Here is a 16,399-nt window from a genome sequence, read left to right as displayed (position 1 = left end):
AGTGGTAAGGGAAGCAATGAATAGAACGATGTATGAAAAGATATGGGATAGTCATTTAGTTCACGAGCCAGAAGGCGGTACGCCTCTGTTGTACGTTGACAGACAACTCATGCACGAAGTAACCAGCCCACAAGCCTTTGAAGGCATGAAGCTGAAAAATCGTAAAATCCGTAACCCACATAGTGTACTTGCTACCATGGATCACTGTGTGCCAACAACAAAAGCTGGCCGTGCTACGCTTGTGGATCCGATTGCGAAAAAGCAAATCGAAACCATGGCTGCTAACTGTGATGAGCACGGTTTGAACCTTTACGATATGGAAAGCCCAAATAACGGCGTAATCCATATTGTTGTTCCTGAGCATGGCTTTGTTCATCCAGGGATGGTGGCATGTTGTGGCGATAGTCATACTGCGACCCACGGTGCCTTCGGTGCATTGGCATTTGGTATTGGTACTTCTGAAGTAGAACACGTTATGGCGACACAAACGCTGCAACAGAAGAAATCTAAAACCATGCAAGTCAAAGTGGATGGCAAGCTAACCAAATTTGCAACCGCTAAAGATATAGCACTGGCGGTAATCGGCAAAATAGGCACAGCTGGTGGTACTGGTTATGTTATCGAGTTTGCTGGTGAAGCGGTTCGTAACCTAACCATGGAAGGGCGCATGACCCTTTGTAACATGGCGATTGAAGGTGGTGCTCGTGCAGGCTTGATCGCGCCAGATCAAACGACATTTGATTACCTTGAAGGCAAAGAGTTTGCGCCTAAAGGTGATGATTGGGATGCGGCTGTTACCTACTGGAAATCTCTAGTTTCTGACGAAGGCGCAACATTTGATGCTGTGGTTGAACTTGATGCTGCTGAAATTGCACCACAAGTGACCTGGGGTACGTCACCTGAACAAGTAATTAATGTTAATGCGCCAATTCCTGGCCCAGATGACTTTGATGACAAAATCAAAAAACAAGCCGCTGAATCAGCGCTTAAATACATGGGCTTAGAAGCAGGCCAATCGTTAACAGATGTAAAATTAGACATCATCTTTATCGGCTCTTGTACCAACGGTCGTATTGAAGATTTCCGCGCCGCTGCTGAGTTGTTAAAAGGTAAAAAAGTGGCGCCAGGCATTCAAGCCATCGCGGTACCAGGCTCTTACTTAGTGAAGAATCAAGCGGAAGCCGAAGGCCTAGACAAAATTTTTGTTGAAGCTGGTTGGGAATGGCGTGAGCCAAGCTGTTCAATGTGTTTAGCGATGAATGGTGACCAATTAGCACCAGGACAACGCAGTGCGTCTACATCAAACCGTAACTTTGAAGGTCGCCAAGGTAAAGGAGGTCGCACACACCTACTTTCACCGGCCATGGCCGCAGCTGCTTCTGTAGCGGGTACGTTTGTTGATATTCGTGATTGGGCTTAATCCTTAATCGCCTCACTAAGTTGTTTGGAGTTATAAATGCAACCATATAAAAAACACACTAGTATTGCGGCATTAATGGATCGCAGTAACGTAGATACAGACCAAATCATTCCAAAGCAATTCCTGAAAAAGGTTGAGCGTACTGGATTTGGTATCCACTTGTTTCACGATTGGCGTTATTTGGATGACGGCATTACGCCAAATCCAGATTTTGAACTGAACAAGCCTGCTTTTAAAGGCGCTAAAATTTTAGTCGCTGGTGACAACTTCGGTTGTGGTTCATCTCGTGAGCATGCGCCTTGGGCAATTGAAGATTACGGTTTTAACACGGTTATCTCAACTAGCTTTGCAGATATCTTTTTCAGTAACTGCTTCAAAAACGGCATCATTCCAATCAAGGTAACGCCAGCTGAATTAGATGCCTTAATGGCTGAAATCAGTGGCAATGAAGGTGTTGAGTTCACTGTTGATTTAGAAGAAGAAAAGCTGACTACGCCGGGTGGCATTGTGATCAATATAGAAGTTGATCCGTTTCGCAAGCAAAGTCTGCTAGAAGGCCTAGACGACATTGCTTGGTCACTTAAGCATGAAGATAAAATTACAGCTTTCGAAGAAAAGCATAAACAACAACTGCCTTGGTTGTGGAAATAAGTTACGCGCTTATGCAACCATAGTTGATTAAGGGCGCGGCATTCGCTGCGCCTTTTTTACACCCAACGTTAGGTGTAATCTTTTACGTGAAACAAGGACCGTGCCGCATGGGACAATCAAACCGCCGTGTACTCTTAATGGACACCACCCTTCGTGATGGTGAGCAAACCCAATCTGTCTCCTTTCCTCCGACTGAAAAAGTCAGTATTGCTAAAGCGCTGTTACAAAAGCTGAAGATTGACCGTCTTGAAGTCGCTTCTGCTCGCGTATCTGACGGTGAAAAAGAAGCGGTTAAAAAGCTAAATGAATGGGCTAAAACTGAAGGTTTAGTTGATCGCATTGAAGTATTGGGTTTTGTGGATCACACCTTGAGCGTAGATTGGATCACCGATACTGGTGGTCAAGTGCTCAATTTGTTAGCCAAAGGCAGTTTGAAACATTGCAGTGAGCAACTTAAGAAATCCCTTGATCAGCATGTTGCCGATATAAAGCAAACCGTTGACTATGCCTTAAGCCAAGGCTTACGGGTGAATATTTATCTCGAAGATTGGTCTAACGGTTATAAAGATAGCCCGCAGTATGTTTATGACATGGTGACAAAGCTAGTTGATAGTGGCATTGAACACTTTATGCTGCCTGATACCTTAGGCGTGATGTCGCCAGATGAGGTATTCGATAGCTTGTCAGATATGCTAACTCGCTTCCCCGACACCAAGTTTGATTTTCACCCACACAATGATTATGGCTTAGCTACTGCTAATGCTATGTTTGCGGTTAAAGCGGGTATCAGCTCTATTCATTGTACTGTTAATTGTTTAGGTGAGCGTGCCGGTAATGCTTCTCTGGCTGAAGTAGCGGTTGTATTAAAAGATAAACTGGGCTTAGAAGTGGGCATTGATGAAGGTCAGATCCATCATATTAGTCAGTTAGTGGAAAACTTTTCCGGTAAACGCATTGCAGATAACACACCGATTGTTGGCGCTGATGTATTTACCCAGACCAGTGGCATTCACGCCGACGGGGATAAGAAGGGCGGCCTATACATGTCAGCCTTAACCCCGGAGCGCTTTAACCGTGAGCGCAGCTATGCGCTGGGTAAAATGAGTGGCAAAGCGTCGCTGGCGAAAAACCTAGAAGCGATGGACATTGAACTCAGTGAAGAGCAGCAAAAAATGCTGCTCAAACGCATTGTTAAACTAGGCGATCAAAAGGCCAGCATTACACCAGAAGACTTACCGTTTTTAGTGGCAGATTTGCTCGAGCGTAAAGATTATAACCACGTTCAGTTGCTTAATTGTTCGATTACCTCTGGGATGGACCTAGAGTCTGTTGTTAGCATTCGGGTATCGGTTAATGGCAGCATTCGTAAATCAGCAGGCAGTGGTAATGGTGGTTTTGACGCCTTCATCAGTGCCATGAAGCAAGTGTTAAATGAACAAGAGCAATTTGATTTTCCTGAATTGTTAGATTACGAATTGCGTATTCCACCAGGCGGACAAACCAGCGCCTTAACCGAGTGTATTGTCACTTGGCAAGACGAAGGCAAGATATTACGCACCCGTGGGGTTAACACCAACCAAGTCTTGGCGGGGATTGGCGCAACGTTACGAATGATAAATATTAAGTTGCACAGTAAACAAACCTCAGACGTTTAAGTACTGGTGAGCCACCACGACTTTCGTTAAAATCGCCTACGGGCGATTTTTTATTTGGAAATGCGATGACTACCTATAATTTGGCACTGCTACCTGCCGACGAAAAACAAGCGATAGAGTTGGATAAACAAGCTGCATACGATGTTTGGAAGGTGAGAAACGGTCAAGAGCCGGAATTTTATCTGGAGCAACAAAAAGCTAAAATGAACGACCCTGAACAATTAAACAGCTACCTGCAAGCTGTTGACCTATATAAAACATTAATTTAATAAAACCCCAAATATAACCCCTTGAGGATCTATGAATTTAATTGAATTGGGCGAAATGACAGACTGCGAATATGACGCAGAGCATCAATGCCAACAAAATGCTTACCCTAAGTTTGATCGCTTAGTACATTGCAGCGTCAGCCAAGATGAGCCAGTAGACGCATGGCAACTGCACGGTATTCACTATGCCGATGAAGAAGAAGTGGCAATGGGCGAAGCAGAAGCCGTTGGTGAGATCATTTACCACAGCATGATTTTAGTTAACTTTTGCCCATTTTGCGGCGCGCAGCTAAAAGTGGAGTAGCGATCCTTACTTGTTTTGTACCAGCTGACTTAATAAGCAGGCCAAGTGTTCAATTTTACGATTAGACAGTTGCCTATAGTCAAAGTAAGGGCAGACAATGAGTTTGTTTTGCATATCAATGGCAAATTGTTCATCCAGCCACACTAAATTGGCCTCCATTTTACCTGATTTGAGTAATTCCTTGGCGTAGGTTTTGCCACAAATAATGTGCAACACAGCGCTGTCTTTACTTAATGTTGGCGGGCTAAATAACAATGCGGTAGCACTGCCTCGTTGCAGTAAATACTGCTCTCGATATGCCTGCCACGATGGAGCGGCGCAAGAAAATTTAAACTGATCAGCGTCAAGGGCGTATAAAAGCTTGGCATAGACATTGAACACCTTGCGCCATCCATTGCCACACTCCAAGCCAATATGTTGTATTTCACCAGTGCTCATTGGTTTGACGTGATCCAACTCTCGATACGCCACCATGACAGGCTTGTTCTCAATATAAACTGCAAAACTAAAATCGGTGCAGCCCAAGCCAACGTCGCTCATTTTTCCTCCATAACCCTTACTACAGCAAGTTAATGATGAAGCAGTAGCTAACCAGATTCAATCAACTTAGATGGTTAACCCGAGTTATGGATAAGCAAAATAGTATATTTTGCCTGCAAAAACGCGATAAATAGACCCAAACAAGGCCTAAATTGAAAACGAAATTTTGCAGTAAAAACATACTTTATCCGCTCGTAATAAGCTTAAGCAAAACAGAGGTTAGTTAGCACGATAAAATCCTTTTTAACTGCGTAAGGTTGCTTCGCGAAATGAATTTCAATGTGAGAATGTGATTTTATCTTGTGATCAACTCAGCGTTCATGATGAATACTTCTTATTTATGCTAAAAAGGTAACCCTAAGTAAGGTTCGATCTGTTAAATACGATTACGCTTATTTTCTACTCATTTACATCTTCAATTTAAAGGATTTTTGAGATGCGATTAATTCGCTTGTTGCTTGTTTTTATCACCTTGTGCAGTTGTTTATTTAACCTTGCTCAGGCTGCCAATGGTTCAGCCCTTATGCCTAGCTGGCAGCAATGGGTGCAACAAAGGCATCCTGACCTCGACTGTCCGTGGTTGATGTCAGTAAATAGACAACGCGTATGTAACTGGCCCGCGCAATTTAAAGCTGAGTTAACGGGCAAGGGAATGCGATTTGAAATGACAATTGAAGTGTTTTCTCGTGTCGGAGAGGTACGCTTGCCCGGTAATCAATCTCATTGGCCGAGCCAAGTAACGGTCGATCAGCAACCTGCTGTGGTGATTGATAAAAAGGGCAAGCCTTATATACAGTTAAAGCAAGGTCGTCACCTGATCAAAGGTCAATATTTCTGGTCGCGCTTGCCCTCCGGTGTTGAGCTACCAGATGACTTAGCCTTGATCAGTGTGGTAGAAAATGGCCAGAAAGTGCCAACCAGCATCATCAACAACCAGCTGATTTTCGCACAAAAGCCAGCGGTGACTGAAAATGCCAAAGATACTTTGCGCGTAGAGGTGTACCGGATGTTAACAGATGATGTGCCAATGCGGTTAACCACTCAGATAAAACTGTTCGTCAGTGGTAAGCCACGTGAAGTTGAAATCGGACAAGTGTCATGGGATAACATTAACACCCTTCAATTAGCATCAAGTTTACCAGCGCGATTAGAAGAAAATGGCATGCTAAGGGTACAAGTTAAACCTGGTATTCATGACATTACCTTGCATAGCCGTGTGGTTGGTAATATCACGGCGTTTCAAACCAATAAGCAATCCACGGTTTGGCCTGACAATGAATATGTTAGTTTTACCAGCGATCCTCGTTGGCGCGAAGTCTCGCTGACGGGGGCAACAAGTGTTGATACATCCTTAGTGGATATTCCTTCGCAGTGGAAAAATTTGCCGACTTACCGATTGCAACCAAATCAAACATTACAGATCACTAGTAAAGACTCGATGGTGAATCTGCAGCACAACAACACCATTAATATAAGTCGTGAAATTTGGCTCGCCTTTAATGGTCAAAGTGCAGTGGTCAAAGATTTAGTGCGCGGTGAAATGAATCAAGGCTGGCGGCTTAATGCCGATAGTGAGATGCAAGCTGGGCGAGCCTTAGTCAATGGTCAGGCGGTACTAATCACCGATCTTGATGGGCAGCAAGGGGTCGAAGTGCGCAGCCCACAGATCAACCTTGAAGCAGTTAGTTCCATTAAAGATGTTCACCATTTTAATGCGGTTGGCTGGCAAAGTGACGTGACGGATTTTAGAGCCAGTATTCATTTACCTCCGGGTTGGCGCGCACTCCACGCCAGTGGTGTTGACGGGGTTGAGGGCACTTGGATCCAGCAATGGAATTTATGGGACATATTCTGGCTGATGATCCTGATTGCAGTAGCAAACAAGTTATTGGGTGTGAAAGGAGCAATCTTGATGGCGTTGACGTTAATATTGAGTTTTCATGAAGATAAAGCGCCTAATGCATGGTGGGCAATATTGCTGTTGTTGATTGGCTTAATTTCACTGCCGATAGGAAAATATAAAGTGTGGGTGTCGCGAGTAGCCTTAATACCTGTTTTCATTTTGGCCCTTAGCGTTATTGTATTTAGTGTGTCATCACTGCGTTTGGCGCTGTATCCCAGTTTAGAGCATTCTGGCACGGGTTCTTATTCCACAAGTGCTTTGCTCGAACATGAGTCTGTTGGCGTTGCGCACTTTGATGAAATAGAGCCATTACAAGAGCTACAACAAAAAAGTGCTAGCCCGATGGCGGTAGAACAGCAAGCAATCAGCCGTGAAGTCGATAAGTTGCAACGTCACGAACAGCAAACAAGTAATGATGGAGTTAAGGTGAGATCGCTCTATCAAGTAGGCGAAAATGACCGCGTGCAAACGGGGCCAGGAGTGCCGACTTGGCGGTGGAACCGTTTTGATATTCAAGCCACGGGGATGGTGACGGCTGCACAGAAAATTGATGTGATTTACTCCTCTCCTTGGATGACGGCGCTATGGCGGGTGCTGAACGTATTATTGCTTAGCGCCATGGCGCTAGTGGTCGTGACTAAATTAGTTAACGTTGCCCGATTTAAATCATTAGCCGATGAACACGTAAACAAGCCTAACGATATGACTAAGCCAACAAGTTCAATGGCTTCGGTTGCATTGGTTATCGTGTTAGGCCTCTCTGGTGGGCTCATAAGTCAGCCAAGCCAAGCACAAGAATTTCCGCCAGAGTATTTACTGACGGAATATGAGGCTAGGTTGTTGGCTGCGCCAGATTGCTTGCCTCACTGTGTGTCTTTAGACCAAGGGCATTTGCAGATAAGTGATGGGCAATTACGCTTATCGTTCACTGTCATTGCCAGTGAGCGTGTGGCTATTGCGCTGCCAACAGCTGGCAATACATGGCAAGCTGAAACAATCACGCTTGATAATCAAGAGGCGGTATTGCGTAAATATCAAGGTCGCCAGCTTATTTATGTCGCTAAGGGTCAGCATCAGGTCTCACTGCAAGGGCCGATTATAAATGATGAGATGGCAATCAGTTTACCTTTAGCTATTCATAATTTTACCACTTACACACCGGATTGGTTGGTTGATGGTATACGTGATGGCGTGGTGCTGAAAAACAATATCGGGTTAGTGTCTAAGCAGGCCATGGCGGTTGAAAACAATGATACTTTGGCGCCATTGCCAGTGAAATCATACGCCATTGTTCACCGACAAATTAGTTTAGGCAATCAGTGGCAAGTAGAAACCCACGTTGAAAAGATATCTCCGTTGGGGGAATCGGCTACGTTTACCGTCGCTTTATTACCGGGTGAGCAAGTGCTTTCATCAGGCCATCGTGTGAATGATGATGGCTCAGTCACCATACAAATCCCTAAAGGCCAACGCAATTATGTTTGGCATTCTGCTTTACCAATAACGCCATCAATTAGCTTGCAGGCTGCTAAAAGCAGCGCATATTCCGAGCGTTGGCGTGTTATCCCGTCCTCGATTTGGCATGTTAGCTTCAGTGGCATCGCAGCGGTGAAGCCTGATGGCGCAGCCGCTCAATTGCAACCACAATGGAAACCTTGGGCGGGTGAGCAATTAGACATTCAAGTGCAGCGCCCGGCAGGTATTGCCGGTAGCGTATTTACCACAGAAAAAGCCACCTTGTCGCAAGTGGCAGGTAAGAATAGTCAGACGGTGACCCTTAAGCTTAATGTTCGCGCCAGCCAAGGAATAGATTACCAGATAGATCTTGCTAATGACGCTAACATTACGGCTTTAATGCATGATGGTCAGGGCCTGAGTATCAATAGTGCTTCGAGTGTGGTCGTGCCATTGCATCCCGGTGAGCAGGACATTGAGCTTAAGTTTCAATTACCACGTGCGTTAACATGGGCGGAAACCAGCGCGGAAATTCAACTACCGGGCAAGGTCTCTAATATCGATATTGAGTTTGAGTTGCCCCGGGATCGTTGGTTACTCTTTCTCAACGGCCCTTCGTTAGGGGCATCTATGTTGTACTGGGGCATGTTATGTGTAGTGGTATTAGGGGGATTAGCCTTGCCTTTGCTCGCGAGAAAATTGCGTTTAACATTACCGGTGAATACCATGGCTTGGATTTTAGTCGGACTGGGCTTTTCAACCGTGAGCAGTTATGGCGTCGTGATATTTGCACTGTTTTTTTTCGCGATGGCTTATCGCAACCAGTTTATAACGCCTAACAAGCTGGCGCATTGGCAGTTTAACATGCTACAAGTAGGGCTTTTGCTTCTGACCTTGATTTGTCTAATCTCTTTGCTGTTGGTTATTCCTGTTGGATTATTAGCAACTCCCGATATGCAAGTGGTGGGTAATGGTAGTAGTTCGTATTTATTTAACTTCTTTCAAGACCATGTCACATCCGGCGCGTTACCTTCAGTGCAGGTTTATAGTTTACCACTTTGGGTTTATCGTGTGATGATGTTGCTATGGTCACTATGGATAGCCACCCAATTGATAAAATGGGGCAAGTGGTGGTTTGTGAGTTATACCCAAGGCGGCGCTTGGTTGGCAACCGCGCCGATGCTGTCAGCAATAGTCAATCAAGAAAATAGTACTATTCCCAGTGATAAGTCAGAAAAATAGCATAGCCAATAGATAAGAAAAAGCCGGCCATAAATGGCCGGCAAACGCTTAGATTGCAGTCTTTTGCGTTAAAACTAAAGTTGTTTTTCTAAACGCTTCGCACGCTTAGACGGTGCTGGGTGACTTGAAGTAATACTGTCCACGTCGCCAAGGCTGGCAAGTTTTTTAAAGCTGCTGATCAATGCTTCGCGTTTGTAGCCATGTTTTTTCATGAACTTAAATGAGTAATCATCCGAGCCTAACTCATCCGATTGAGAAAATTGCGCTTTCATCACTTCATCGGCTAAATCGACCAGTTGTGATTTGGCGAGCTTACCAGCCATACCACCTTGAGAGGCTACGCCTTTACGCGCGGCACTGGCGGCATAAGCTTTTTGAAATTGAGTCTTGGTATGCTGCAATTTAACGTGGCCAATTTCATGACCGATCACACCAATCAGCTCTTCATCAGTCATCATGTCCATCAAACCAGAGTAAACACGGATACTGCCATCGGGGAGGGCGAAGGCATTTACATTCTCATCTTCATACACTTTAAAGTTTAGGTTTAAGCCGTCTTCTTTTAAGTGCTTTTTTGTCAACTTGGCTAAGCGTTTGCTGTATTGTGAGCTAGCTGGCGATACTTTGTTTTGTTCATCATAGGCGGTGGCAGAGTCACGTCCCATCGCCACAATTTCTTCATCAGATAAGGTGACTGCTTTACCTGCATCTTTGGCGGCATCAATTAGGCCAGTATTTAATTCGAAGGCAAGGGCTGGTGCTGAGCTAATGGCTAAGCTTAATAATGAATAAGTAAAGAATTTACGCATGATGTTTCACTCATCTTAAAAATTTAGCCAACATTAACAGCGATGTAACACCTGCGCAATATTTCATATGATAATAACTTTATATACCTTTCAATTTAATGATAAAAAACTGAAGCATTACCATTGGTTTAATCTTATCTGTCAAAAACTCCTCACTTTAATGTAGAATTTGCCACATTATTAAACTAACTGATTAACCTAGCCATGTATCATGTTATGGCTAGGTATTTAATTAAGGGAACACTATGAAAAAGCTTTGGCAATATACTGGCGCCTTGCCGTATTTGTTTGCTGTTTTTTTGAATTCATTTGTCGATTTAGGGCATAAGATCATCATTCAAAATACGGTGTTTAAGGTTTACGATGGCCAACAGCAAATTATTCTAACAGCCATTGTTAATGCACTGATTTTGCTTCCCTTTATTCTATTACTTTCGCCCGCGGGCTTTCTATCAGACCGCCACCCTAAAAATAAGGTGATGCGCGGGGCTGCTTGGGCTGCAGTCGCTTTAACCATTGGCATCACGGTTTGCTATTATCTTGGCTTATTCTGGCCTGCGTTTGCCATGACATTCTTACTAGCGGTGCAATCAGCACTGTATTCTCCAGCCAAATTCGGCTATATCAAACCCTTGTTTGGTAAAGAGCGATTAGCGCAGGCTAACGGTATCGTGCAGGCGGTATCTATTGTCGCTATTTTAGCGGGTACTTTGGTGTATTCGCTGTTATTTGAAATCTTTTACCAGCCTGACGCGACCACACCTGAAGCTATTTTATTACTCATTGCGCCATTAGGTTGGATTTTAATCGCCAATGCCTTGATTGAACTAGTGATGGTTTATCGCCTACCACAGTTAGAATCTGACGACCAAACACGCGATTTCGATTGGTCTGCTTATCGCAGTGGTCGCTTGATGCGACAAAGTTTAAGCCCGTTGCAAGATCGCATGGTGATCCGCTTATCTATTATTGGTCTGGCGATGTTTTGGGCGATAGGTCAAATGTTGCTTGCTGCATTTCCCGCCTATGCCAAAGCGTATTTTGACGTGACCAATACCTTAGTGATCCAGGGCACCATTGCGACGACTGGGGTTGGTATTGCACTGGGCTCATGGCTGGCTGGTCGTTGGTCTAAGTCTCATATTGAAACTGGATTAGTCCCGATAGGTGCGGTGGGTATTTCTCTGGCGCTGTGGGCCTTGCCTTACATGGACTCTTCTTTAACCCAAGCGCTATGTTTCCTTGTGGTAGGCACCATGGGGGGGATTTTTATTGTGCCACTGAATGCCTTGATTCAGTTCCATGCCGGTGAGCATGAAATGGGCCGCGTATTAGCGGTGAATAACTGGGTACAAAATGTGGCAATGGCGAGCTTTTTGCTGATCACTGCAGGCGCCGCAGTTTATGGTTTAGACAGTAAGTTTTTACTTGGTTTTACTGCGGTCGTCGCCGTTATTGGCGGCGCATATACTATTTTTAAATTGCCACAAAGTTTACTACGAATCTTAGTGCGCTGGGTGTTATCTCGGCGTTATGAAATATCCGTTCAGGGCATTAAAAATATTCCAGGTGAAGGTGGGGTATTACTGCTTGGTAATCACATTAGTTGGATCGATTGGGCCATTTTGCAAATTGCCTGTCCACGTCCGATTCGTTTTGTGATGCTTAAAGCGATTTACCAGCGCTGGTATTTAAAATGGTTTTTCGATTTAGTCGGGTGTGTGCCCATTGAATCAGGCGCATCAAGTGTTAAATCGTTAAAAATTATTGCTGAACTCCTTGATGCCGGTGAAGCGGTGGCTTTATTCCCAGAAGGAACCATTAGTCGTACTGGCCACTTAGCCGAGTTTAGACGCGGTTACGAAAAAGCCTGTGAAGCTTGTGAAACTGAAATAAAAATTGTGCCATTTTATTTGCGTGGTCTTTGGGGCAGTCAATTCAGCCGTTCGTCTGAGCGATTAAAGCGCACCAGTGCCCAAGGTATGTCGCGTGATTTAATTGTGGCGTTTGGTCCGGCATTAGGCAAAGACACGCCGGTTGATGTGCTTAAACGTCGCGTGTTTGATTTATCGGTGCATTCTTGGCAAAGCCACGTTGAAACCTTACCCAGCATTGCTAGCGCTTGGGTCAGTAGCGTGAAACGAGTCAAAAATAATACTTCATTAACCGACAGCATCAGTGGTGATGTGTCGGCATACAAAGCGTTAACCGGGGCCATTTGTATGTCGCGGCGAATGAAGAAACAAATTGTTGGTCAAAACGTGGGTATTTTAATGCCTACCAGTGTCGGTGGCGTGCTGGCAAATATGGCGGCCTTATTGCGCGGTAAAACCTTAGTTAACTTAAACTACACCGCCAGTAGTGACGCGTTAATGGCGGGCCTTGCTCAAGCAAGCGTAAGCACGGTTTACACTGCGAAACGTTTTTTGAAGCAGCTGGAAAAACGTGGCATTGATTTAGCCCCTGTGCTGGAAGGCAAAGATGTGATTTACCTTGAAGAGCTTAATCAAGGGATCAGTGTTCGTGAAAAAGCGTTGACCTTATTGTCTGTGCGTTTGTTCCCGGCTTGGTTGCTGCGGTTGCTGTATTGTAAAAGTGTCAAATCTGATGCGACGGCGGCCATATTGTTTTCAAGTGGCAGTGAAGGCACACCCAAAGGCGTGATGCTGAGCCATAAGAACATTATGGCGAATCTTAAACAGATTTCAGATGTGCTTAACACCCAAGAAAGCGATGTGGTAATGGCGTCATTGCCGTTATTCCATGCCTTTGGTTTGACGGTGACACAATTTATGCCGTTGGTTGAAGGCTTGCCGATGGTGTGTCATAGCGACCCAACGGATGCCCTTGGCATCGGAAAGGCCGTGGCGAAACATAATGCGACTATTATGTGTGGCACTTCTACATTCTTGCGTATCTACAGTAAGAGTAAGAAGCTTCATCCGTTAATGTTTAGTTCATTACGCTTAGTGGTGGCGGGCGCAGAGCGCCTTAACCCTGAGGTTAGGCAAAGTTTTGAGCTTAAGTTTAATCGCCCTATTTTAGAAGGTTACGGCACTACCGAAACAACCCCTGTGGCCAGTGTGAACTTACCGGATCAATTGGATACCCAGTGGTGGCAAGTGCAAATAGGTGGCAAAGTTGGCACTGTTGGCATGCCGTTACCGGGTACCAGTTTTAAAGTGGTTGACCCGAACGATTATACCGAGTTGCCGACCGGGGAGGCCGGAATGATTTTGATAGGCGGTGCACAAGTGATGCAAGGCTATCTTAACAATCCGGATAAAACCGCTGAGGTTATCAAAGAAATCGATGGTGCTCGCTGGTATGTGACGGGAGATAAAGGGCAAATCGACAAAGATGGCTTCTTAACCATCATCGACAGGTATTCACGTTTTGCGAAACTAGGCGGTGAAATGGTGAGCTTAGGCGCCCTTGAGCAAGCCGTTGCTGTCCATTTGGCGCCCGATCAGCAAATTGTTGCAGTCGCATTGAGTGATGAGAAAAAGGGCGAGAAAATTGTCTTACTGTATGAAGGTGAACTCGCTACTGATCAGGTTCGAAAGGCGATGCTAGAGGCGGGTATCAACCCGCTGATGATCCCATCCAGTTGGATTGCGGTTGAACAAGTGCCAAAACTGGGCTCAGGAAAAACCGACTTTAGCCAAGCTAAGGCCTTAGCAATGGCAAACTAATCCTCCGGGAGTGCTTCAAAGATTGAGTTAATAAAGCCCATGGTGTTTACACTGTGGGCTTTTTACAATTTTGCACAGTTGTTTATCCCCAATCAACCTATGATGTTGACAGCTAATTGAAAGAAAACGCGGGATAAAAAAATGCAACGCTATTTTATTGGCGTAAGGTACCAATAAAATGAACGTTGCAATTTGCGGTGTAGATGGCGCTTTAACTCTTGACTGACTAACAACAGTGCATTAACCAAACTAACGAGCTCCACTCTTTTTCTTATTATTCGCGTGGGCGCATAACACAAAGATTAAATCCGACATGGATTGAAATCAATTTTATGTTGGATAAAGCGTTAACTGTCACCGTTTTTCTCATCACAACTGTGAGCTAGCTAACGAAGCCTGCGAAATAAATGGTTGAGCAGCTAGGAAGTGGGCGGTTTTTTAATCGCAATAGCGTGCTCGAGTTTCTGTAACGTATCAAAACCGCTATAGAGACGAATAGCTGCGGTGATAAAGCAAAGAGCGGCGAAACTATAGGCAATAGCAGCGAAATGCTGTGGCAGTAAGCAGCAAACTACAAACAGTAAAATAGTCTCAGTGCCTTCAGTGATGCCACCGATGTAATAAAAGCCTTTATTGGGGTATGTAATATTAGCTAACTGATGTTTTTGCGCAAAAATGGCAAAGCCTAAAAACGTTGCCCCAGTGGCCATAAAACTGAGGATCAGCGTTGTCGCTGCAATACTGTTTTCGCTTGGGCTGGCAAGAGCAAACCCCAACACAACTGCTGAGTAAAAGATAAAATCGCAGCTGATGTCTAAGAAAGCGCCTGCACTGGTTGCGCCGTGACGCCTTGCCAGTGCGCCATCTAAGCCGTCGGCAATACGGTTTAAGGCGATAAAAAACAAAGCGATTAGGTAATACTGAAATGCTAGTAAGGGAACCGCAATTAAGCCGAGTATAAATCCGATTAAAGAGACTTGATTCGCGCTTAATCCTGCTTTATCCAGCTGGCTAGCGCTCCACTTAGTGATGGGGTTAACGAGCTTTAGCGCATATTTATCTAGCATTAAACTAATCATCCTTTGTTAAGTGGATAGCCATGTTGTCCGTTTAAGCACGATTTGGTGATGATGCCTTGTGCTGTTGCTATAATCTTCAAGTTGGTAACAGTCAACACTCCCACGAGGTAGTGTTGACTGTTAAGCAAGCTAGTAAACTTTAACGACTAGGCCTTTTAAATAAAAGCCTTCAGGATAATTCGTTTTGACGGGATGGTCGCCTGCTTGTGACATTCGCTCTATAATGTAGGCATCTTTTCCTGCGTCCACTGCAGCATCTGCCACTACCTTTTGAAACAGTTCACCCGAGATCAAGCCAGAGCACGAAAACGTCAGTAATGTACCCCCTGCGTTGAGCAGTTGCATGGCGATCATATTAATGTCTTTGTAACCCCGGCACGCTTTAACTACTTGTGATTTGTTTTCGGCGAACTTCGGCGGATCGAGAATAATGGTATCGAAGGTCCGACCTTCATTACGATAACGACGCAGCAGAGAAAATACGTCTTCATTAATAAATTCGGCTTTTGATAAATCCAGCTGATTAAGCTGGGCATTTTCTTTGGCGGTAGCCAGCGCAAGATCGGAGACATCGACGTTTTGCACGTGTTTAGCACCGCCTTTTAATGCATAAACACCAAAGGTGCCGGTGTAACAGAAGCAATTGAGTACGGTTTTGTCTTTGACGTATTTTGCTGCGATGGCGCGATTATCCCGTTGATCTAAGTAAAAACCCGTTTTATGACCATTAACAATATCCACCTTGATTTTAACGCCATTATTCTCGCTGATGATAATATCACCTTCGGGCATAGTGCCAGCGAGTAAGCCTTGAGTCAGGGCTAAGCCTTCTTTTTTTCTCACCGCTACGTCTGAGCGCTCATAGACGGCGCAGTCTGGATAAAGCGCTTGCAAAGCACCCACTATTGCTGGTTTTTGAAATTCAGCGCCGGCCGACAGCAGTTGGCAAACCATGACAGCGTTATAGCGATCGATAGTAATGCCGGGCAAACCATCCGCTTCTCCCGCAATGAGGCGGTAGCCAGTGAGGCCTTTTTCGGCAATCAAATCATCGCGTAATGTTTGTGCTTGTTTGATTTTGTTGGTGAAAAAAGCTAAGTCGATGGACTCATTTTGATCAAAACTCCACACCCTTGCGCGAATTTGTGAGCTATCAGACCAAGCTGCTTTTGCTAGCCAGTTGCCATGGGCATCAACTATGTCTACAGTTTCACCTGACAGGGCTTTTCCTTGGGTAGATTTAATCGCGCCAGAGAAAATCCATGGGTGACGGCGCAATAACGATTTTTCTTTGCCTTTGGCAAGGGTAACAGTAAGGGACATAGTTGGGGCCTTGAAAAAATTTGCCCAATTCTACGACTTGGCAGGCATTTTTAA

11 protein-coding genes are annotated in these 16,399 nt (G+C 44.8%); 7 read left to right on the top strand and 4 right to left on the bottom strand.

Annotation, left to right across the window (positions count from 1 at the left end; all coding sequences use genetic code 11):
- Positions 1-16: 16 nt before the first annotated feature.
- From leuC to K6Y31_RS10685, 5 genes are all read left to right on the top strand, one after another.
- Positions 17-1,420, top strand: coding sequence for a 3-isopropylmalate dehydratase large subunit (gene leuC, locus K6Y31_RS10705; RefSeq protein ID WP_233052771.1), 1,404 nt, complete (start codon positions 17-19; stop codon positions 1,418-1,420).
- Positions 1,421-1,456: 36 nt separating this feature from the next.
- Complete coding sequence (gene leuD, locus K6Y31_RS10700) at positions 1,457-2,071, top strand: 3-isopropylmalate dehydratase small subunit (RefSeq protein WP_233052770.1); 615 nt, start codon at positions 1,457-1,459, stop codon at positions 2,069-2,071.
- Between the two features lie 107 nt (positions 2,072-2,178).
- Positions 2,179-3,726: an alpha-isopropylmalate synthase regulatory domain-containing protein gene (locus K6Y31_RS10695; protein ID WP_233052769.1), complete on the top strand. Its 1,548-nt coding sequence runs from the start codon at positions 2,179-2,181 to the stop codon at positions 3,724-3,726.
- A gap of 65 nt (positions 3,727-3,791) precedes the next feature.
- Positions 3,792-3,995 (top strand): DUF3283 family protein, encoded by a 204-nt coding sequence (locus K6Y31_RS10690; protein WP_233052768.1) that lies wholly within the window; start codon positions 3,792-3,794, stop codon positions 3,993-3,995.
- A gap of 31 nt (positions 3,996-4,026) precedes the next feature.
- Positions 4,027-4,299: a hypothetical protein gene (locus K6Y31_RS10685; protein ID WP_233052767.1), complete on the top strand. Its 273-nt coding sequence runs from the start codon at positions 4,027-4,029 to the stop codon at positions 4,297-4,299.
- 6 nt (positions 4,300-4,305) lie between these two features.
- Here the strand turns inward: K6Y31_RS10685 and K6Y31_RS10680 are convergent, their stop codons facing one another.
- The gene (locus tag K6Y31_RS10680; RefSeq protein ID WP_233052766.1) at positions 4,306-4,839 is read right to left on the bottom strand and encodes a DUF6942 family protein; all 534 of its coding nucleotides are present in this window, start codon (positions 4,837-4,839) and stop codon (positions 4,306-4,308) included.
- A gap of 436 nt (positions 4,840-5,275) precedes the next feature.
- On the opposite strand from K6Y31_RS10680, the gene K6Y31_RS10675 reads away from it, so the two are divergent.
- Entirely contained in the window at positions 5,276-9,439 is a 4,164-nt protein-coding gene (locus tag K6Y31_RS10675; protein ID WP_233052765.1) for a hypothetical protein, read from the top strand.
- Between the two features lie 74 nt (positions 9,440-9,513).
- On the opposite strand, the gene K6Y31_RS10670 is transcribed toward K6Y31_RS10675, so the two are convergent.
- Positions 9,514-10,248: a M48 family metallopeptidase gene (locus tag K6Y31_RS10670; RefSeq protein ID WP_233052764.1), complete on the bottom strand. Its 735-nt coding sequence runs from the start codon at positions 10,246-10,248 to the stop codon at positions 9,514-9,516.
- Between the two features lie 245 nt (positions 10,249-10,493).
- Between K6Y31_RS10670 and K6Y31_RS10665 the strand changes: the two genes are divergently transcribed.
- Positions 10,494-13,943 carry an acyl-[ACP]--phospholipid O-acyltransferase gene (locus K6Y31_RS10665; protein ID WP_233052763.1) on the top strand — a complete coding sequence of 1,150 codons (3,450 nt, stop codon included), beginning with the start codon at positions 10,494-10,496 and terminating at the stop codon, positions 13,941-13,943.
- A 419-nt stretch (positions 13,944-14,362) separates the two neighbouring features.
- Here the strand turns inward: K6Y31_RS10665 and K6Y31_RS10660 are convergent, their stop codons facing one another.
- Positions 14,363-15,010 carry a CDP-alcohol phosphatidyltransferase family protein gene (locus K6Y31_RS10660; protein ID WP_233052762.1) on the bottom strand — a complete coding sequence of 216 codons (648 nt, stop codon included), beginning with the start codon at positions 15,008-15,010 and terminating at the stop codon, positions 14,363-14,365.
- Positions 15,011-15,151: 141 nt separating this feature from the next.
- The gene (locus K6Y31_RS10655) at positions 15,152-16,345 is read right to left on the bottom strand and encodes a class I SAM-dependent methyltransferase (protein ID WP_233052761.1); all 1,194 of its coding nucleotides are present in this window, start codon (positions 16,343-16,345) and stop codon (positions 15,152-15,154) included.
- Positions 16,346-16,399 lie beyond the last annotated feature (54 nt).

This window comes from Motilimonas cestriensis (assembly GCF_021295315.1).
In the GTDB taxonomy this organism is placed as follows: domain Bacteria; phylum Pseudomonadota; class Gammaproteobacteria; order Enterobacterales; family CBDFNC01; genus Motilimonas; species Motilimonas cestriensis.
The sequence above is the reverse complement of the archived record's forward strand: the minus strand, read 5'-3'. Positions and strand labels throughout refer to the sequence as shown.

What these genes read in the sequence shown, in the direction of transcription:
- K6Y31_RS10675 (WP_233052765.1), top strand. Translation starts at nt 5,276, where the DNA reads ATGCGATTAATTCGCTTGTTGCTTGTTTTTATCACCTTGTGCAGTTGT.
- K6Y31_RS10660 (WP_233052762.1), bottom strand. Translation starts at nt 15,010, where the DNA reads ATGCTAGATAAATATGCGCTAAAGCTCGTTAACCCCATCACTAAGTGG.
- K6Y31_RS10680 (WP_233052766.1), bottom strand. Translation starts at nt 4,839, where the DNA reads ATGAGCGACGTTGGCTTGGGCTGCACCGATTTTAGTTTTGCAGTTTAT.
- K6Y31_RS10685 (WP_233052767.1), top strand. Translation starts at nt 4,027, where the DNA reads ATGAATTTAATTGAATTGGGCGAAATGACAGACTGCGAATATGACGCA.
- K6Y31_RS10690 (WP_233052768.1), top strand. Translation starts at nt 3,792, where the DNA reads ATGACTACCTATAATTTGGCACTGCTACCTGCCGACGAAAAACAAGCG.
- K6Y31_RS10670 (WP_233052764.1), bottom strand. Translation starts at nt 10,248, where the DNA reads ATGCGTAAATTCTTTACTTATTCATTATTAAGCTTAGCCATTAGCTCA.
- K6Y31_RS10655 (WP_233052761.1), bottom strand. Translation starts at nt 16,345, where the DNA reads ATGTCCCTTACTGTTACCCTTGCCAAAGGCAAAGAAAAATCGTTATTG.
- K6Y31_RS10695 (WP_233052769.1), top strand. Translation starts at nt 2,179, where the DNA reads ATGGGACAATCAAACCGCCGTGTACTCTTAATGGACACCACCCTTCGT.
- leuC (WP_233052771.1), top strand. Translation starts at nt 17, where the DNA reads ATGAATAGAACGATGTATGAAAAGATATGGGATAGTCATTTAGTTCAC.
- leuD (WP_233052770.1), top strand. Translation starts at nt 1,457, where the DNA reads ATGCAACCATATAAAAAACACACTAGTATTGCGGCATTAATGGATCGC.
- K6Y31_RS10665 (WP_233052763.1), top strand. Translation starts at nt 10,494, where the DNA reads ATGAAAAAGCTTTGGCAATATACTGGCGCCTTGCCGTATTTGTTTGCT.